21 protein-coding genes are annotated in these 18702 nt (G+C 52.0%); 14 read left to right on the plus strand and 7 right to left on the minus strand.

Features of this window, described 5'->3' with window-relative positions; all coding sequences use genetic code 11:
• The 3 genes from MKY64_RS32560 to MKY64_RS32570 are packed head-to-tail and all read left to right on the plus strand — an operon-like array spanning position 1 to position 1577.
• The gene (locus MKY64_RS32560) at positions 1–339 is read left to right on the plus strand and encodes an STAS domain-containing protein (protein WP_036730297.1); all 339 of its coding nucleotides are present in this window, start codon (positions 1–3) and stop codon (positions 337–339) included.
• 18 nt (positions 340–357) lie between these two features.
• Positions 358–810, plus strand: coding sequence for an anti-sigma B factor RsbW (gene rsbW / locus MKY64_RS32565; RefSeq protein WP_036730295.1), 453 nt, complete (start codon positions 358–360; stop codon positions 808–810).
• Positions 807–1577 (plus strand): sigma-70 family RNA polymerase sigma factor, encoded by a 771-nt coding sequence (locus MKY64_RS32570; protein WP_036730293.1) that lies wholly within the window; start codon positions 807–809, stop codon positions 1575–1577. Before rsbW ends, MKY64_RS32570 begins: the two co-directional genes overlap by 4 nt.
• Before the next feature lie 219 nt (positions 1578–1796).
• Here MKY64_RS32570 and MKY64_RS32575 read toward each other — a convergent pair whose 3' ends face one another.
• The gene (locus MKY64_RS32575) at positions 1797–2126 is read right to left on the minus strand and encodes a DUF5665 domain-containing protein (RefSeq protein ID WP_036694977.1); all 330 of its coding nucleotides are present in this window, start codon (positions 2124–2126) and stop codon (positions 1797–1799) included.
• 129 nt (positions 2127–2255) lie between these two features.
• Positions 2256–2780, minus strand: coding sequence for a YtxH domain-containing protein (locus tag MKY64_RS32580; RefSeq protein WP_209876822.1), 525 nt, complete (start codon positions 2778–2780; stop codon positions 2256–2258).
• A 323-nt stretch (positions 2781–3103) separates the two neighbouring features.
• Here MKY64_RS32580 and MKY64_RS32585 point away from each other — a divergent pair, with 323 nt between their 5' ends.
• Positions 3104–3823, plus strand: a complete 720-nt coding sequence (locus MKY64_RS32585) for a pirin family protein (protein WP_209876824.1) — start codon at positions 3104–3106, stop codon at positions 3821–3823.
• 118 nt (positions 3824–3941) lie between these two features.
• On the opposite strand, the gene MKY64_RS32590 is transcribed toward MKY64_RS32585, so the two are convergent.
• Positions 3942–4166, minus strand: coding sequence for a DUF1128 domain-containing protein (locus MKY64_RS32590; RefSeq protein WP_036730289.1), 225 nt, complete (start codon positions 4164–4166; stop codon positions 3942–3944).
• 162 nt (positions 4167–4328) lie between these two features.
• Here MKY64_RS32590 and yyaC point away from each other — a divergent pair, with 162 nt between their 5' ends.
• Positions 4329–4856: a spore protease YyaC gene (gene yyaC / locus MKY64_RS32595; protein ID WP_340957955.1), complete on the plus strand. Its 528-nt coding sequence runs from the start codon at positions 4329–4331 to the stop codon at positions 4854–4856.
• 67 nt (positions 4857–4923) lie between these two features.
• On the plus strand, positions 4924–5709 hold the full coding sequence (locus tag MKY64_RS32600; RefSeq protein WP_036730285.1) for an alpha/beta fold hydrolase: 786 nt from the start codon (positions 4924–4926) through the stop codon (positions 5707–5709).
• Between the two features lie 98 nt (positions 5710–5807).
• Here the strand turns inward: MKY64_RS32600 and MKY64_RS32605 are convergent, their stop codons facing one another.
• Both MKY64_RS32605 and MKY64_RS32610 read right to left on the minus strand, forming a co-directional pair.
• On the minus strand, positions 5808–7112 hold the full coding sequence (locus tag MKY64_RS32605) for an MFS transporter (protein ID WP_339251293.1): 1305 nt from the start codon (positions 7110–7112) through the stop codon (positions 5808–5810).
• A gap of 3 nt (positions 7113–7115) precedes the next feature.
• On the minus strand, positions 7116–7673 hold the full coding sequence (locus MKY64_RS32610; protein ID WP_209876830.1) for an ArsR/SmtB family transcription factor: 558 nt from the start codon (positions 7671–7673) through the stop codon (positions 7116–7118).
• Positions 7674–7981: 308 nt separating this feature from the next.
• Here MKY64_RS32610 and tnpA point away from each other — a divergent pair, with 308 nt between their 5' ends.
• The 6 genes from tnpA to MKY64_RS32640 all read left to right on the plus strand — a co-directional run bounded on the left by tnpA (position 7982) and on the right by MKY64_RS32640 (position 16171).
• Positions 7982–8383 carry an IS200/IS605 family transposase gene (tnpA, locus tag MKY64_RS32615; protein ID WP_339251289.1) on the plus strand — a complete coding sequence of 134 codons (402 nt, stop codon included), beginning with the start codon at positions 7982–7984 and terminating at the stop codon, positions 8381–8383.
• A gap of 6 nt (positions 8384–8389) precedes the next feature.
• Complete coding sequence (tnpB, locus tag MKY64_RS32620) at positions 8390–9463, plus strand: IS200/IS605 family element RNA-guided endonuclease TnpB (RefSeq protein WP_340957959.1); 1074 nt, start codon at positions 8390–8392, stop codon at positions 9461–9463.
• A 169-nt stretch (positions 9464–9632) separates the two neighbouring features.
• Complete coding sequence (locus tag MKY64_RS32625) at positions 9633–10295, plus strand: DUF6483 family protein (RefSeq protein ID WP_340957960.1); 663 nt, start codon at positions 9633–9635, stop codon at positions 10293–10295.
• A 57-nt stretch (positions 10296–10352) separates the two neighbouring features.
• Positions 10353–11534, plus strand: a complete 1182-nt coding sequence (locus MKY64_RS32630) for a class I SAM-dependent methyltransferase (RefSeq protein WP_340957961.1) — start codon at positions 10353–10355, stop codon at positions 11532–11534.
• 470 nt (positions 11535–12004) lie between these two features.
• Positions 12005–13327: an IS4 family transposase gene (locus MKY64_RS32635; protein WP_339249709.1), complete on the plus strand. Its 1323-nt coding sequence runs from the start codon at positions 12005–12007 to the stop codon at positions 13325–13327.
• Positions 13328–13663: 336 nt separating this feature from the next.
• Entirely contained in the window at positions 13664–16171 is a 2508-nt protein-coding gene (locus tag MKY64_RS32640) for an O-antigen ligase family protein (protein ID WP_340957962.1), read from the plus strand.
• Positions 16172–16300: 129 nt separating this feature from the next.
• Here MKY64_RS32640 and MKY64_RS32645 read toward each other — a convergent pair whose 3' ends face one another.
• Both MKY64_RS32645 and MKY64_RS32650 read right to left on the minus strand, forming a co-directional pair.
• Positions 16301–16954 (minus strand): SdpI family protein, encoded by a 654-nt coding sequence (locus MKY64_RS32645; RefSeq protein WP_340957964.1) that lies wholly within the window; start codon positions 16952–16954, stop codon positions 16301–16303.
• A gap of 36 nt (positions 16955–16990) precedes the next feature.
• Positions 16991–17344, minus strand: coding sequence for an autorepressor SdpR family transcription factor (locus MKY64_RS32650; protein WP_340958229.1), 354 nt, complete (start codon positions 17342–17344; stop codon positions 16991–16993).
• 175 nt (positions 17345–17519) lie between these two features.
• Between MKY64_RS32650 and MKY64_RS32655 the strand changes: the two genes are divergently transcribed.
• Both MKY64_RS32655 and MKY64_RS32660 read left to right on the plus strand, forming a co-directional pair.
• On the plus strand, positions 17520–18134 hold the full coding sequence (locus tag MKY64_RS32655) for a DedA family protein (RefSeq protein ID WP_036726220.1): 615 nt from the start codon (positions 17520–17522) through the stop codon (positions 18132–18134).
• Positions 18131–18697 carry a thioredoxin family protein gene (locus MKY64_RS32660; RefSeq protein ID WP_036726219.1) on the plus strand — a complete coding sequence of 189 codons (567 nt, stop codon included), beginning with the start codon at positions 18131–18133 and terminating at the stop codon, positions 18695–18697. The genes MKY64_RS32655 and MKY64_RS32660 overlap by 4 nt, the downstream gene beginning before the upstream one ends.
• Positions 18698–18702 lie beyond the last annotated feature (5 nt).

The raw sequence follows: 18702 nt of genomic DNA on the forward strand, positions 1-18702 counted from the left end.
ATGAATACACATAAAAGCGAAAAGTTTCACGCAAAGACCGAAACCGTTGGTTCGGTATGTACTGTTTATCTGACAGGTGAACTCGATCTGTCTGTGGCGCCTGACTTTCGTCTGGTGATGGAACCGCTAGTGGGAGACACGGGGCTTGATCTCGTGATTAATCTGAAGGATCTGAAGTATATTGACAGCACCGGTATCGGAATCCTGTTGTCGATCCTCAAAGCAAGACATGGAATGGACGTCAAGTTCACCGTTGCTGAAGTTCCCCCGCAAATACAGAAGCTGTTTGACATGACCGGCATTTCCAAGTTTTTTGCCTCCCAAGAGAATTCCCACTAGGAAAGGATCGAACTAAGAATGAGTGATGACATACAAAGAGTAGTTCTTCAGTTACCCGCCAGTGCAGAATATGTCGATATTGTCAGACTTAATTTATACGGCATTGCCTCCAAAATGGGTTTTACTTATGAAGACATTGAAGATATGAAGGTAGCCGTCTCGGAAGCATGTAATAACTCCGTGCTCTATGCCTATGGGCAAGCGGACGGTATGGTTGATGTAATCTTTGAGGTAGGATCAAGTGTCTTATCCATTACTGTCAAAGATGAGGGGGAGAGCTTTGACGGTTTGGATGCGTCCGGGGAACGTCTGACGCTTCATGACAAGGAGCTGAATGATGTTCAAGTGGGCGGACTGGGCTTCTATCTAATGCAGGCGCTGATGGATGACGTTAGCGTTGTTAGCGAATCAGGGAAAGGGACAGTCGTTACCCTGACTAAACGGCTCAATTTCAGCGAGGAGAAAGTATGAATGACAAAGTGACTCCCCCAGAGTCCATGAATGAAGCAGTAAGCCTGATCTGGGAATACCAGCAGACGAAAGACAATGAAATCGCAACAGTGCTCATCCGCAAATATGAACCTATGGTAAAGATGGCAGCCGGCAAAATTGCCCGTAACCGTCCGGATCTCTATGAGGATCTGTATCAGGTAGGGCAAATGGCGCTGATCCGGCTGCTGGCGCAATACGACATCAGCTTGGGGATTCCCTTCGAGCCGTATGCGATGAAGAGCATGATTGGACATATGAAAAACTACCTGCGTGATAAATCCTGGTACATACAGGTTCCACGGCGGATTAAGGAAAAGGGCGCGCTTGTTCAGCAGGCCATTGATGAATTGACCATTCGGCTCGAACGTTCTCCGGCGGTTGAAGAGATTGCCCACTATCTGGATCTCACCGTAGAGGAAACTGTGGAAGTACTGGCCGGCAGAGAATGTTATCATTATGTCTCCCTGGATTCACCGCTCTCCCAGGAAGAGAGTGGGGCCACACTCGGTGAATTGATCAGCTCCGATGCAAATGACTACGAGACAGTGGAGAAGCGTATGGATCTCCAGCAGGCGCTCGGACAACTGAAGGAGCAGGAGCAGCAGGTGCTGCTGCTGGCCTTCCAGGATGGCCAATCCCAGCGGGCCATTGCCCAGAAGCTGGGTGTCTCGCAGATGAGCGTATCCCGCATCCAGAAGCGGGCCACCGAGAAGCTGAAGCAGATCATGGCTAATTCATCCTATTAGGATCAAGGTCATTATATTTATCAGGGCAGGTTCCATCCCGTAAGGGATAGAGCCTGCCCTTTTTTGGGTAGATAAGAATTTATATGTTTTGGGGTCCCCGCCAAGTACCTGAGTCATCACCTACGCTAGAGCCCCACTTTGTGGGGGTAAAGAGCAACATCCCTCCTGCAGTCTATTCACGGTAGAGTAGGCTGCAGGAGGGATGCGCGGGAAATGTGTTTAGTTAGCATCTATATACTTTTTGATTTCTCCAAGATATTCCCCGATAACCGGTACATTGAGAAACAAACTGAGGATATAGCCAAGGATACCAAGAATGACAAAAGTACCGAGTGAGAGGCCCAGGCCTCTGGAGATCCCGGCCATCAGATTGGTGATAATCCGCTTCTTGGGGTCTGTATAGTTCTCCAGGATATCCTTGAACTCGGATTTCTCCAGTGAGTCGGCGATCTTGTCGAGCCTCGCATTCAAGCGTTTGACCTCATGCCGCAGCTCGAAGGGATGCTCATCTACGTCATAAGCTTTGGTTCTGTTGTCCGCTTCTCCCATAAGGCGTACCTGCTTTCTGTAGCCTGAATCAGGCTTTATTGAGATATAAGACATGCATAAATAGGGAGCGGCCAGCTACGGAAGATCTGGCCGCTCCCTTCAATGTATAATCAGCCTGAACATCCGGGATTAATAAGAGGATTTAACTTCGTCCTTGGCATCCTTCGCTGCGCCTGCGATTTCCTTGGAAGCGTCCTTCGCCTTGTCGGCAACCTCTTGGGAGGTATCCTTGGCTTCAACCGCTATGTCCTGGGAGGCGTCCTTAACGCTGCCCGTGATGTCCTTGGAGGCATCGCTTACCGTTTCGCCAATCTTTTTGCCGGTTTCCGCCAGAGTAGCTGCAATTTGTTGCTTGCTGTCACTGACGGTGGTGAAGATATCGGAGGCCTTGGCTGATACTGTGCCGGCCAGATCAGTAGCTTTTTCACCTACGGTCGTAGCAATCGTCTTGGTCTTGTCAGTTACGGCTCCCGCAACCTCTTTTGTCTTATCCGTAGCTACTGTGAGCTTATCGGACAGGTCACTGCGCATCTCGCGTCCAGGTTTTGGTGCGAATAGCAATGCTGCCGCCGCTCCCAAGAGTCCGCCGATGAAGATCCCTTTTAAGAATGTGCCGCCGCTTTCTACCGGATATTCCTTCTCTGCTTTATTCATTATCAATCACTCCTTGTCAGAATTGTTATTCAAATTCAGGTGAGCCTGAATGTTCTTACTTCGTATATACACTTTGGGCTATGTGCTGAAACAGCGGAATAGCTTGGCAAAGATTGCCGGAGCATAAGGGAGCATCCCAGCCGAAAAGGTGTTTTTTCATACCTAATTGGATGAATATGCGGCTTTACAAGATTGATTGATCTCGAAGGGAAGGGGGTAAGAAATAGTTAATCATAGCGCATCTATACATCCCATATTGAAGAGCATTCATTCCCCTGTTTAGTATATTGATAAAATAACAACATCTATGGAGGTGCAACATTATGATAAAAGTAGTTACAGCAGCCGAGCGTCATACTTCGAATAGAGAATGGATACACAGTGAATTCAGCTTCTCGTTTGCCGATTATGATGATCCCAGCAACGCCCATTTCGGCGCACTGCTGGCACATAACGACAATGAATTGAAGCCGGAGCAAGGCATGCATGAGCACCCGCATCATGATCTGGAGATTATCACTTATGTGGTATCCGGTGTGCTGAAGCATCAGGATGATCTGGGGAATCATGCAGATCTGCAGGCAGGCAGTGTGCAGCTGATGAGCGCAGGAACAGGCATTAACCATTCGGAGACGAATCCGTCAGACCATGTGGATGTCCGGTTCCTGCAGATCTGGCTGTTGCCCGACCGGCCCGGTAAGACCCCGAAATGGGATGCCCGGTTCTATCCGGCCGAGCTTAAGCTCAACCACCTGCTGCCTATTGCTTCAGGGGAAGGGACTCAGGGCTCGCTGCAGCTGGACAATGATGTTAACATCTACTTGTCCGTTCTGCAGACGAACCGGGAGCTGCGCTATCCCCAGCAGGAGGAGCGGCGAACTCATCTGTATGTCATTTCCGGGAATCTGGAGATCTCATGCGCGGACGGTGTATTCCAGCTCCAGCAGGGGGATGCGGCGCGTATCCGCAAGAGCTGCGAGCTTACGCTCAAAGGCATAAGCAGCTCAGGAGATGCAGAATTCATTCTGATTGATCTCCCGTAGCAGGCCGGAGCATGACAGTAAGATTATTATTGGAGTATACAAAAGCCCTTCAGCTTCAACGTCCCGTCTTACGGACAATGAAGCTGAAGGGCTTTATATTGTATACGAACTGCTGGTGCTATTTCTTGCGCAGGCGGCCAAGCTCTGAGACGAGCGCCTCCACCTGGGAGATACTGAGCCGGTCACTGCCCATCGCAACCTCATAAATATCCTGGATATCCTCATACTGCTCCACCGAAAAGGCTGACGCCTGCATTGCAGCAGCACTGGCCATTTTCAGCTTGCTTTTGATGCCTTCAATCATATATTCAACGTTCTCCTGGCTTGGTTTTGACAAATCCATTGAGTATAACCATCCTCCCTGAGTAATATAGAATGTGAACTGGTATAGTTCAAATATCTTATCATGTTTGGGCAGGGGATGACCATTTTTTTGTCCAGATCACGCAAACATGTTAAATTAAAGGTAAATATAACTGGCTGCTTAGCAAGGGGGAGAGAGTCTTTGGCCATCAGAGAAGAAGAGAGCAGAAAACGGCGTAAAATGGATGCCGGGGGACTGGCGGCTTTCTTCCGCGGGATCGCAGACGAGTATTCCGCTGAGCAGCTGACCTTCCTCTGTATCGGAACAGACCGCTCCACCGGAGATGCACTGGGGCCGCTGACAGGAAGCCGCCTGCTGGAGTACGGATTTCCGAATGTAACGGGTACGCTTCCGGCGCCCTGTGATGCGGATAATCTGATTCAGCGGATAACAGAGATTCCGGAAGGGCAGATTATTATCGCTGTTGATGCCTGCCTGGGACCGCCGGCCGCACTGGGCTGTTACTTTGCGGCCGCGCAGCCGCTGCGTCCGGCAGAATCTGTAGGGCGACTCTTGCCTGCTGTAGGAAATTACAGTCTGGCGGCGATTGTTGATGTGAACAGTCCGCGTCCTTACCGGACCATCCAGACTACCCCGCTCTACCGGGTAATGGTTATGGCCGACCAGATTGCCAGGGCAGCCGCCCTGGGATTCGGACTTACGGATTGAGAGCGTTTCAAATCAGCTGTTCTAGCTTATTAATATAGACCACTACATAGAAAGAGGGTAAGCAGCCATGGAAAATGTTCGATGCGAGGGAAGCAACATTTGCTATAGTGATCAAGGCAAAGGGGATGTAATCGTGCTGCTGCACGGATTCTGCGGGAGTGCCGAATACTGGGAAAAGGTGATTCCCGGACTTACAGCCCATTACCGGGTCATCGCCCCGGATCTGCGCGGGCACGGGGCTTCCGATGCTCCGCTTGGAGCCTATACCATCGAGCAGATGGCTGATGATGTGCTGTCGCTGCTGAATGCCTTGGAGATTCAGGAATGTTATCTGCTGGGACATTCGCTCGGAGGCTATATTACCCTGTCGTTTGCCCAGCGCCATGCTTCCCGGTTGAAGGGCTTCGGGCTGATTCATTCCTCCGGTTATCCGGACAGTGAAGAAGCCAAGGAGAACCGGCTGAAGAGCGTCACCATGATCCAGAGCGAAGGCATTTTTGCTTTTGTGGATCAGCTGGTGCCTGGACTGTTTGCTCCTGGAGCGGAGCCCCGGCTGCTGGAACGGGCCAAGGAGATCGGCTACAAGACTCCGCCGCAAGGCGCGGTTGGCGCGTCCTTGGCGATGCGTGAGCGCCCGGACCGCCGAGATGTGATCTCGGCAACGGCGCTGCCGGTGCTTCTCGTTGCCGGAGCTGAGGATTCGAAGGTGACGCCGGAGCGGACGTTCACCTCAGACAACCGGAATATCACCAAGGTGACGTTGCCGGGTGTAGGCCACATGGGTATGTTTGAAGCACCGGAGCAGCTGGCGAAGATTATTAAGGATTTCGTTCAGGCCCCTGTGCAGAAGTAAATTACATCAGGCAATAGGGACAGAAGGCAGCACTTCCGCTCTCCGGCGGGTGCTGCCTTCTGTTTGCTGTGCAAATATAAGAATTTATTGGCTGGATTTTATTGAAACTTACGGATAGCCGGAACGCACAGCACCAGGGCAACACAGGAGAGGCCCAGGCCGGAAAAAATAATAATGGTCGATACTCCTCCGATCTGGTCGGCCAGCCAGCCGACTAAGATATATCCGACCGGCAGCAGGGCGAAGGACCCAAACATATCCAGACTGGCTACCCGTCCGAAGGCTTCCTTCGGAACAAGCTCCTGCAGGCTGATCTCCCAGATCAGCCCGAAGATCATTAGTCCGAAGCCTTCTACGGCAAATAAGGTGACAGCTGCTGCCGGAGTGCCTGCGAACGGGAGCAGCAGCAGAGCAGCCCCGCTGATCAGTGCGCCGCCGTAAGCCAGGATGCCGCGGTGATTCCATTTCGGCCGCAGGCCGTACAGCAGGCCGGCCGCTATGGCCCCGACACCGGAGAACGTAACGGCCAGGCCATAGAGATAAGGAGGCCAGCCGTGATGGACCTTGAACAGCCAGGGAAGAAGGACGCTGATTACGCCCGTATAACATATATTGACGAAGCAGAAGGCGAGAATTGTAATCCAGAGCCAGGGCTGGCTGCGCAGAACATGTATTCCTTCGGCGAAATCCTGCCTCCAGTGCGGAGCGGGAGAGGTCCCGGCAGCAGGCTTAGCCGGGATGTCAGTCTCAGTGGCAGCAGACTGCAGCCGGGTCATCATCACTCTGCGCAGATAGACCAGGCAGATGAGGGAGATAAGATAGGTGAAGGCATCAATTCCGAAGCCGATGCCCGCGGACAGGTGGGTAATCAGCAGTCCCCCTAACGCGGGACCGATCAGCCGCACGGACTGGGTTGTGATCTGAGTTAAAGAATTCGCTGCTACGCGGATATCCGGAGTGAATACGGTAGCGCGGACGGCAGCGTAGGCAGGCTGGAATAAGCCGTCCAGCAGGCCGTAACAGGCAACTAGTCCATAGAGCAACGGAATGCTCAGCACTCCGGTCAAGGACAGCACAGCAGTCGTAATCATAACGATGAACCGGGCAATATCGGCCAGCATCATAATCCGTACACGGTCGTAGCGGTCGACAATATGTCCGGATACCGGAAGCATGATTACATTAGGCAGCATGTAGGCGGCCATGACCATCCCCATAATGGTGGTGGAGCCGGTCAGGGAATAGACCAGGACAGGCAGGATAACCATGGTTACCGAGCTGCCCAAAAAAGAAACTAAATGTCCCAGCCACAGGTAAGGAAAGGCGCGGGATTGCCGGAAAGGGGCGGCGAAGCCCTCAAGCGGATGATGCTTCGGTTGTCCGGAAGGGCCAGCGGTGCTCATCTATTAATGTGCCTCCTCTTCCGGCTGCGCAGCAGCATCGGAAGACTGCAGACGGCCCAGCATCACTTCCACACCGTATTCGTCACCTTCCGTTACCTTGGACTCCCAGGCGGTAATCAGCTCCAGCAGCTCCTGGTGGAATTCCGCAAGCTCCTGAGGAGAGAGAGTAAGTCTGGTATTGAAATGCCGGGTCTGGTCTTCTTCGCGGAAGTGAAGGCTGCGAAGCGCCTCCGAGTGGAACACCGTACCTTTGGAACGGTAAAATTTCTGGATGATTCCTCCTGCGGCTTCTGTACGGACAAGCTCCAGCAGACCGCCCTCATAGAGCTTGACGATATGGTAGTGAATATTACCCGGAGTCTTGTTCAGCTTCTCCGCAACCTGCTTGGATGTAAGCGGCTCTGCCGACAGCGTGTGCATAATCTTAATCCGTAAGGCGCTCTCCAGCAGCTTATCCTGTTCCGGCGTAACGTTTAAAATCCGGTTGCTTGACTGCAGATCCGGTTGACCTGAAACGGCTGCTGTGATGGAGTCTTGCGTGTTGCCGGTTGGCTTGGTCATTAATAAACCTCCTATGTAGGGTCCGTTTTAACATGTATACAGTCTGTATCCAATTCCAATCTGCTAAATAGTTCAATCTGGAATACAGATCGATTAACTGAATTATAGTTGATCATTATAGTATGGTCAAGACTTAACTCCGCACAGTGGCGCCGGAGAGACGAATGGTTTAACCCTCAGTTGACAGAATTCTCCCATCTTCTTTAAGTGGGGGATGAATGGAAACGGTCTAATCTACATGGATTCTAACCGCCTAAGATGCTATAATTAAAGTATTCAGTCGTATCTTGGAAAGGTCAGTGAAGTTAATGAAATTAGACTCGAATAACCATTCAGTGTTCTCCCTTCACTTTCACCTTATTCTAGTCATCAAGTATCGTAGGAAAGTCATTACAGATCCCATATCCGAACGTCTGAAAGAGATATTTGCATCCATTCAGCCTACTTACAATGTGACTTTGCAGGAATGGAATCATGACAGGGATCACGTTCATATCCTAATGAAAGCTCATCCTAATACCGACATTTCTAAATTTCTCAACGCTTATAAAAGTGCATCATCTAGGCTGATCAAGAAGGAGTTTCCTACCCTCCGAACATCACTTTGGAAAGAGGCCTTTTGGTCACGCTCTTATTGCTTGCTTACCACGGGTGAAGCGCCAATAGACGTCATTCAAAAATACATCGAAACCCAAGGGGGGAAAGGGTGATCGCCATTGCTGAAAGCCTACAAATACCGTATCTATCCAAGCCATGGGCAACAACACTACTTCGCTAAAGTGTTCGGATGCGTTCGCTTCATCTACAACAGAATGCTTGCAGATAAAATTGAACATTACAAGCAAACGGAAACGATGCTGAGGAATACACCCGCACAATACAAAAAGGAATTCGACTGGCTGAAAGAAGTCGATAGCCTTGCCTTAGCGAATGCACAACTGAATTTAGACAAGGCTTATAAGAATTTTTTTCGGGATAAGAAAACGGGATTTCCTAAATTCAAGAGCAAGAAGACGAATAATCATAGCTTCACAACGAATAACCAAAATGGAACAGTGGCTATAAAGGATGGATATCTCAAGATTCCAAAGCTAAAAACTAGCATCAAAATCAAGCTGCACCGCCCATTCGTGGGGCTGATCAAATCATGCACGATTTCAAAAACACCAACGGGAAAGTATTATGCTTCCGTATTGGTTGAAACGGATATCGTCCAGTTGCCCAAAATGCATACGAAGATTGGCGTTGATCTTGGGCTGAAAGACTTTGCTATGACTTCAAATGGCGAAATCATATCCAATCCTAAATACTTGCGTACGTCTGAAAAGCGATTAGCGAAGCTGCAAAAGGATGTATCGCGGAAGAAGAAGGGAAGCCATAACCGTCATAAGGCTAGGCTGAAAGCTGCCAAGCTACATGAAAAAATAGCGAATCAGCGTAAAGACTTCTTGCATAAAACGTCTGCCAAAATGATAAACGAAAACCAAGTTATCGTGATGGAAGACTTACGTGTAAAGAATATGATGCAGAATCACAAACTTGCAAAAGCGATTAGCGAGGTATCTTGGAGTATGTTCCGTTCGATGCTTGAATATAAGGCACAATGGTATGGCAGAGAACTTATTATTGCCCCTAAGCACTATGCAAGCAGTCAGCTTTGCTCCTGTTGCGGTTATAAGAACGCAGAGGTGAAGAATCTCGCCTTGCGAGAGTGGACTTGTCCAGAATGTAACGTGCATCATGATCGCGATGTAAACGCTGCTCAAAACCTACTGAAACTAGCCATGTGATATGGCAATGATTGGGCTAGGGACTAGCCTTTGAGCTTGGGTAAACTTGGAGCAGTAGCTTCATTGACCAAGAAGCCGCCACCTCTTAGGTGGATGGTAGTTCACGATGAGTCCAACAGCAAGCAGAGGATACAGAAGAGAAGCAACTGCGTAACGAAAGGAGCTCGGTATGTTCCGGAGGGATTATATTGTACGGATGATTGAGGATATGACAGCTATGGTCGCCAAAGTAATGACCCTGAAGCAGGATAAAAAAACAACGGAAGCCCTGTGGGAAGTGGATGAGCTGCTGATGCGGCATTTTCGCCTGAATTCGCGTCTGCTTAATTCGTTGTCCGTAGAGGATATTATTGATATGTTTCGTCTTGGAGGGGTGCTTGAGGCCGACAAGCTGCAAGGAGTAGCCCGGCTGCTGAAGGAGGAAGGCGGGATTTACGCGGCCAAAGGAGACCGGGATGCGGCCCTGTTCAGGGCGATGCGTTCCCTGCATTTATTCATCTATGCCGATCTTCATGGCGCGGACCGGGAACTGCTGAACATGACGGAAGAGATAAATGAGCTGCTGGAAGAAGTGGAGCCGTACCGCCTTCCCGCCAAGACTGAACGCCTCTTGATGGCGTACCACGAATCTCAGGGGCACTACGCCAAGGCGGAGAACAGTCTCTACCGGCTCTGGGAGCAGGGGGAGAATGTAGCCGAGGAAGGCAGGGAGTTGTACGGACGGCTGCTGCTCTTGAGTCCGGAGCAGTTAGCCCAGGGCAGTCTTCCTCTGGAGGAAGTGCAGCAGGGCAGGGAAGAATGGAGCAAGCTCACGGTTAATGCTATAATATAACGATATTCAGGAGACAACGTGCTCTATTTTATATACCCGAAAGTGAGATGTACCCATTTGGAAGCGTTGAAGGAATTGATCGAGCAAGTGATAACCGGCCGCACTCTGATTACGGCTACACTAAGCCAGCTGCGCAGCAAGGGCGATGCCGCCTACAATAAAGTACAGGTTAAGCCTGTTGAGCTAAAAGGGAAGCTGCATTATCAGTTTGCCTATTATATCGGCCCTAAGGTGGAGCACCGTAACATTCCGGCAGAGGATGCCGCTGAAGAGATGCTCTCTTTGCTGAGGGACACCTTCCGCCAAGGTCTGCTGTGTACGGCCGGTGCCGACTATCAGGTGCTGATCAGCAAGAAATACAAGGTATCGATTCTGACCAAATCAGCCAGCAAGCAGGAAGCGCCGGATCTGGCCCATAACCGCCGGAAGCAGTATGTGCTGGATGAGGGGGAGCCGGTGCCGTTCCTGGTCGAGCTTGGCATTATGAACAGCGAAGGCAAGGTGCTGGCCAAGAAATATGATAAGTTCCGCCAGATCAACCGGTTCCTGGAGATGGTTCAGGATGTGCTGGGCGATCTGCCGGCAGGCCGGCCGCTGACGATTGTGGATTTTGGCTGCGGCAAGTCTTATTTGACCTTCGCGCTGTATCATTACCTCGCCGTCCGCGAGCAGCGGGAGCTGAATATTGTCGGTCTTGACCTTAAGGCGGATGTCATTGCGCATTGCGGTGCGCTGGCTGCCAGGCTGGGTTATGACCGGCTGAAGTTCCTGGTGGGCGATATCGCGGACTATAATGAGCTGGATCAGGTGGACATGGTGGTCACGCTGCATGCTTGTGACACCGCCACCGATGCTGCACTGGAGAAGGCTGTACGCTGGGGCGCATCGGTGATCCTCTCGGTGCCCTGCTGCCAGCATGAGCTGTTCGCGCAGGTCGAGAGCGAGGTGCTGAATCCGCTGCTGTCACACGGCATCCTGAAGGAGCGGTTCTCGGCGCTCGCCACCGATGCAATCCGGGCGAAGCTGCTGGACCTGATGGGCTACCGCAGCCAACTGCTGGAATTCATCGATATGGAGCACACCCCGAAGAACATCCTGATCCGCGCCGTCCGCAGCGACAGCGGTGACCGGGCTGCCAAATGGCGTGAATACACCGCATTCCGCGATTTCCTCGGTGCCAAGCCTTACCTGGAACGCGTCTGCTCCGACCTGCTGCCCACCGGCAGTACGGAAGTTTAATTCATGTGTTGAATAGTTTAGGGTATGACAGACCGGCCGCTTCCTGATGGGGGCGGCTGTTTTTTTGCGGGTTCGGGGCTGTATGTGAAAAACCGAACACAATTTGTGCTGACGCGAAGGTGAGTAGGCAGGATGATGGCTATAGAGAGCTTTTGAGAGACAATAGTGTTCCTGAATTGGCGGAGGGCCACTTTGGGTGGAATGAGGTGCACAAGTGCTCTTCAATTGAGCGTGTAAGCTGCGTTTGAGTGTGATCAGGTGCATAAGTGCTCTTTATTTGAGCGTGTGAGCAGCGTTTAGTGAAATCAGGTGCATAAGTGCCAATGTCATTAAGTTAAGATATAGAGCCAAAACAAGAAAAAGGCAGGTTATCGAAAAGATAGCCTGCTCTTTTTTTGCACAAAAAAAATCTTGACAATCCGTAGAAAACGTGTGGCGAAGCCCCTTGAAAAAACGAGGAGGTTACGCCAATGAATGCTTATGCAAATTCGCTGAAAGACAGACTGACTTCTCTTATCCGAGAGATGGCGGCTGCCCCCGCGCCTTACGTCAGAAACCCGGGAAAGGATTTTACCCGAACGAAAAAACTACCCTTTGAAACGGTTATGCAAACCCTGATCTTTATGGGCGGCAATAGCCTCTATAAGGAACTGTTGGAATCGCAGGGCTATGACGTTAACACCGCAACTTCTTCTGCTTTTGTTCAGCAAAGAAATAAAATTTTGCCGTCTGCGGTCGAATCTTTGTTTCACACCTTTACCGCGTCCCATACGGAATTCAAGGATTATCGAGGCTATCGATTATTGGCCATTGACGGTTCCGATCTGCATATTGCAACAGATCCTGCGGACCCGTTGACCTATTCTCAAAGTCAGCCCCACTCGAAAGGCTTTAACCTTCTGCACTTGAACGCTGCTTATGACCTCTGTAACCGGCTTTATGTGGATGCCATTGTTCAACCTCGAAAGTTCCGCAACGAAGGAAGGGCACTGGCCACAATGGTGGATCGCTCCCCCATTCAGGGTAACGTCCTTGTGACGGGGGATCGAGGATTTGAAAGCTATAATACGTTCGCACATCTGGAACGGAAAGGATGGAATTACGTCATACGCGTCAAGGATTTGCATTCGAATGGTATTCTTTCGGGTTTGCACTTGACCTTGGACGGAGCGTTTGATCAGGAGATTCACCTGACGCTGACTAAAAAACAAACAAAAGAGTTCAGGAATCGCCCCGAAATCTATAAAGTTCTTCCGGCTACCTCTAGCTTTGATTTTCTGGACATGCAAGAGAACTTGTTTTACCCCATTTCCTTTCGGGTGGTTCGTTTCCTCCTGCCCAGTGGCGATTATGAAACCGTCATTACCAATCTGTCTACTGCTGAATTCTCACCGGATGAACTCCGGGATCTGTATCATCTGCGATGGGGCATTGAGACCTCTTTCCGGGCTTTGAAATACACCATTGGTTTGACCCATTTTCACGCAAAAAAGCAAGAGTCCATTACCCAAGAGATATTCGCAAGAATGATCCTCTACAACTTCGCTGAAATGATTACCTCGCACGTAGTCATTTCCCAAAAGGATAAACGGCACCTCTACCAAGTCAACTTCACGGTAGCCGTTCACGTCTGTAGACATTTCCTGCGCTCCAAGGGCGATGGACCCCCGCCTGATGTGGAAGCTTTGATTCGCAAAAATATTTTGCCGATTCGTCTCACCCGTCCTGGGCAAAGGAATACACGCAGAATACGTAGCAAATCCGCCATTAGCTTCGTCTACAGAGTAGCATAATTCGGTTCGCATGAACATTTTTTTAAGTGGATCTTCCATCCGCTTTGTTTGCTATGCGCTTTTTTCCTTCCTTACACCAAAAACAAACGGCATAGGACGTTTCCCCATACCGTTTTGGATTCTCTTTATTAATTCCAAACTTATCTTTGAACTTATCTTAATGACATTGGCATAAGTGCTCCTCATTTGAGCGTGTGAGATGCGTTTGGTGAGATCAGGTGCATAAGTGCTCTTCATTTGCGTGTTCGAGCTTACTTAGAGGGGAGCGGTGGCCTCTTCTGTTTTCCGGTAAATATGGGCAGACTGTTAAGCATCATGAGCAATAGGAGATTTAGGATGCTGGTGAACAGGTATGGACGGCAAAGTGATTGGTTGGTTACTTTGGTTTGCGGACTGGCGTTAATAGCAGCGGGGTTGGCGGCCTGTGTGCTGAGAGGGTTCTTTTTCACCGGGGAGATGTATGGGTTCCTGACGGTGTGGTTTGGCATGTGCGGAGTGTTGCTGGGATCGGCACTTATCTATATGGCTACTGGTAGAGGGGCCAGGCTTAAGCTGCGTTGGGAAGATCGGAAGTGGTCTGGCAGTTCCTTGATTAGGGCGGAAGTAGAGGAGCAGTCTGAACACAGAGAGAATACACGGGAGTTGGCGGGCAGTAGGAGGAGAGGGAACGAGAGCGGGAGCAGGCTGGTTGTATGGGGGTTGCTTAGCAGTTGTGTGCTCCTCTGTTTCTTGTATGCTATCCATGCACTGGGCAGTCCCGTATCCGCGCAAGGAACGCTGAATGAAATGCTGCGCTCAGGCTTCTACACTAGCTTTGTGACATTCGCTTTGCTGGCGGCGCGAACCCGCCGGGGAGTAACTCTTCTTGCAGCAGTGTGGCATCTGCTTGGAATCACTATTAGTTTGTCGGCCCTTTTGGCGGTCTGCGGAGGTCTGCCGATTCCTTATGCGGTGGCGTATACCCAATCGCCGGGAGTCAGTGCCACTGGTGCCAGGCTGGCCGGGCTGCTTCAGTATCCGAATGCCTTTGGTGCGGTGATGGCGGTGTATCTGCTGGAACGGCTGTTTGCTGCCGCTTATAGCTTCGGGTCTGGAGATTCTGGGAAAGCAGCGGATGGGGAGAAGAACGGTGCGTTTGGAGGCGCGGCTGTAGCCGGAGTAGATAAGGGAGATGCAGGTAGTAGTGCGGTGCGTTCGGCTATCAGGGGAGCGTGTGAGGTAGGTACAGAAGGCGCGGGTGCGGGAAATAATGCGGTGCGTATGGGTGACAGTGGAGCGTGTGAGGTAGGTACAGGAGATGCAGGCATCAATTGGGAGCGGACCGGAACCTGGTCCGCTTTGCACTGGCTAAGAGCGGCGCGCCTGCTGCCGCTCTTCCCGTACGCCGCCGCGCTGCTGCTCAGCGAGTCGCGCGGCGCATGGCTGGCTGCGGCTGCCGCCGGTGTCGCAGCCCTTCTCCTGAAGCGGCAACTGTTCGTGCCGCTTCTAATCACCGGCGCCGCCCCCGTTGCCGCGGCGGCGCTGCTCTACCGCCAGCTGGCCCGCTCCGGGCTGGCGGCAGAGCCCCTGCCCGGCCTGCTGCTGCTGGCCGGGCTTTGGGCCGGCGCGTGGCTAGCCGGCCTATGGCTGCACCGCCGCAGCTGCCGTGCGGCGGGCGGGCACCGCGCCGCCCTGCTGGCGCTGGCGGCGGCGGGCTGGACGGCGGCGGCCAGCGCCGTCCTGCTGCTGGTACGCGCGCGGATCACCGGGCCGTCACCGACGGCCGCCGCGCGCGGACTGTTCTACCGCGACGCCTGGCGGCTCGCGATAGAGGCGCCCTGGCTGGGGCGCGGGGGCGAGACCTGGCGGCATACGTACCTGGCCGCCCAGTCCCGCCCTTACGTGGGCAGCCAGGTGCACAGCGGTTACCTCGACATCCTGCTGAACCTCGGGATGGCGGGTCTGGCTGCGGTCATCCTGCTGCTTCTGGCCGCAGGATGGCTGGTATTCAAGGCGTCACCAAGGCTGCTTCCGCCTCTGCTGGTGATTATTCTGCATAGCGCAGCCGATTTCGACTGGAGCTATGGACTGGTCTGGTTGCTGCTGCTCCTGCTGCCCGCCTGGGCAATTGCCGAAGCAAACAGCCGGACCGCTAGGACGGCTGTCCCTACAGTTCTGCATGACTCCCGTTGGCGGCGCAGCAAGCCGGCTGACCAGCGAAAGAACCGGCTTCGCCGATTATGGAGATACGCAGGCATAACCGTTCTCTGCGGGCTGACCCTTCTATGCAGCAGTCTTTCCTTCCAGGCCATGAAGGGGGCCGCCCTATTCAAGCAGGCGGTCAGGGAGAGTGATCCTGCCGTAAGAATTACGCTGCTGCAGCAATCACTGAGCTGGAACCCGAGAGAGCCGCAGACTGCGGTTGCATTATCGCGGCTGGTTCCACAGAAGCAGGGGGTTGATCTGCTCCTGCGAAGCCTGTCATTCTCTCCGGGGGACGTTGCCCTGCACGGGGAGCTTGCGGCAAGTTCTCTGCGGGGCAGTGATCCTGGAGAAGCGCTATACTGGGTCCGCCGCAGTCAACAGAAGGATCACTTTAATGCTGCCAGAAGGCTTGCTGCTTTAAAAGGAATGCTTGAGATGGGGGAACGCAGCTTGGCAGAGGGAGACAGACGTATAGCGGCGGACAGCGCGGCGGCGGGACTAGAGCTGCTGCGGCAGTACAGCCTGCTGACCGCCAAGGAGCAGGACAGAGGACCGCAGCACAATGACCGCAACTTCATCCTGCTTCCGCAGAGCGAAGGGATCTACTTTCAGTTAACACATTTACAGTCCCAGGCGCTGCTTAGCTCCAACGACAGATAAGACGCACCTCAGAGTGGAATTCGGGGCTTGGTAGCCGCTGGGGTGAACATATCAGCATAATGACCGCAGCTTTACCCTAAGACTGTCCATCACTGGAATCTCTTTTATTAGCCTGCCTCCCGACTAATCTCAGGCTTTAACACTCCGTGAGATCAGCCATGAGTACACAATAGGGAGAATAATCATGATTACCAGAGCAGTGATGATCATGCTGATCGACAGCGTAACGGGCATGAAGGCCGCAAGCGCAATTAGCAGACCGCCGCTCACCCACATCCTCCCGGAGAAGCGGTGGGTTCTCCGCCATACGGCAGGGTCATGCAGCGTCCAGGGCGTGCGGATTCCCGTGAAATAATTATCCCTGATCTGCGGCAGAAAATTCCCGATTACAGCCAGCAGCAGTCCCACACTTACAGTAGCCCACTTCGCGGCGGCGAAATGCTCATCCAGCCCGTAGCTCACCGACAGCACAAGGGCGGCATCACATATGACGGCAATGGTGAGACGGCCCATTTTGTAAGCCCCCTGGAACTTAATATAATTCTCTCCCTTGGGATCAATATTACGTATAAACTGTATCGCCAAAGGAAAAATCAATCCCATAAAAGAGAACAAAGCAATAACCGAACCCTTGCTCCAGTAAGTGTTGACCTTGCCGGTAAGACTGAATTGGGCGGGAAGCAGATCCGGCAGCCTGCCGTAATTCACCAGCGCATAGCCCAGTGAGAGGAACCCGAGAATGACAATAAGCGTATCCTGCCACTTCCATGTGAAATTCTTCATCAATGTTCATCCTCCGTATGTTTAATAGCGTGCGGGTTACTTTTTCCTTTTGGGTCCTGAACCCTTTGAGCCAACATCCGCATGTTCTTCGGGTTGGCTGTCCGTACTGCCCTTGCCTGTACCCGTCAATTCGAGAAACCAGCCAAGCACCTCTTCAAGTACCGTGGAGTCCAGCGAATAGACGATAAATTGCCCGTTACGTTCGTCCTGCACCAGCCCCGCGTGCTTCAGCGCATTGAGGTGGTGAGAGATGCTGGGCTTCGTCATATTAAAAAAATCGGCGATTTCCCCGGCCGTCCGGTCCTTTTCACGCAGCAGCCGGAGAATTTGCCTTCGGGTCGGGTCTGCGAGCGCTTTGAACGATTCGTTCCGTTTCCAGCCTTTGTCAATTGCAGATTTCACTCTTGAATCATAGGAATCCTTCCGCTTCATTTCCCTCAACTAGAAGTCGTAAGCCTGCATATGCTAGAATAGGCTAGGAGAAGCTGGATACATAGAGCGGTTAAGCAGATGGGTTCTGCCAGCAGAATACCAGGCTATTACGCCATACGGGAGGAGACCTGCAGTGCACTTTATATCTGATGTCATTTCACATTTGTTTGAATGGATTCAGTCTCTGGGCTACTTTGGAATTATGATCGGGCTCATGATTGAAGTCATTCCAAGTGAGATTGTCCTGGCTTTTGGCGGCTATTTGGTCTCACAAGGCGATATTAACTTTTTTGGCGCCGTGCTGTTCGGTACCGTCGGGGGAGTGATCGCCCAGATCTTTGTTTATTGGATTGGCCGTTATGGCGGCAGGCCTGTGCTGGAGAAGTACGGCAAGTACATTTTCATCTCCAAAAAGCATATTGACCACTCTGAAGAATGGTTTCAAAAGTATGGAACCGGTGTGATTTTCACCGCCCGCTTTATCCCGGTTGTCCGCCATGCCATATCGGTCCCGGCCGGTATTTCCCGCATGCCGCTGGGCAAATTCACTTTGCTGACAACCCTTGCAGTCATTCCATGGAGCGCGTTGTTTGTCTATCTGGGGTATACGCTTGGAGACAAGTGGGAGACCATTGATGAGGTCGCAGCCAAGTACACTCATGAGATTCTTCTTGGCGCTATTGCGGTAATTATTCTGTATTTCCTGTTCAAGTGGTACAAATCCAAAAAGAAGGGTAGTGCAGTATGAAGCAGAATGTTGCATCCAAATTTGGCCAAGGCCTGACTCCGCGCCAGTTCGTGGAAGCCATGACGAAGAACCAGCAGGCTTTTGAATCCTGGTACGAGAAGTTCACCTGGGAAGACGAGAGTGACCGCGAATATTTTGAGAGCCTGAATCACCGTGATGATCTGCGTGTGCTGATTCTGGCTGCGGACTGGTGCGGAGATGTGGTCCGCAATGTCCCGGTGGTCTTCCGAATTCTGGAGACTGCGGGTATCAAGACGGAAGTGCTGATTCTCGAAGAGAACCAGGACCTGATGGACAACTTCCTGACCATGGGCGGCCGTTCCGTTCCCATCGTGATTTTTGCGGACACCGGAGGTTATGTACTGGGGCAGTGGGGACCGCGTCCGGAGCATGTCCAGACCCTGATGAGAGAATTCAAACGGGAGAACCCGGACCGCGAAGCAGCGGACTATGACAGCAAAATTACCGAAGTGCGCAAAGCAATGGGGCAAGCCTACGGAGAAGGAACGGAATCACACGCAGTTATCGCCAAAGAGCTGCGCAGTCTGATCTCCGGATTCTAATGCCG

This window comes from Paenibacillus sp. FSL R7-0210 (genome assembly GCF_038009085.1).
Taxonomy (GTDB): domain Bacteria; phylum Bacillota; class Bacilli; order Paenibacillales; family Paenibacillaceae; genus Paenibacillus_AQ; species Paenibacillus_AQ silagei.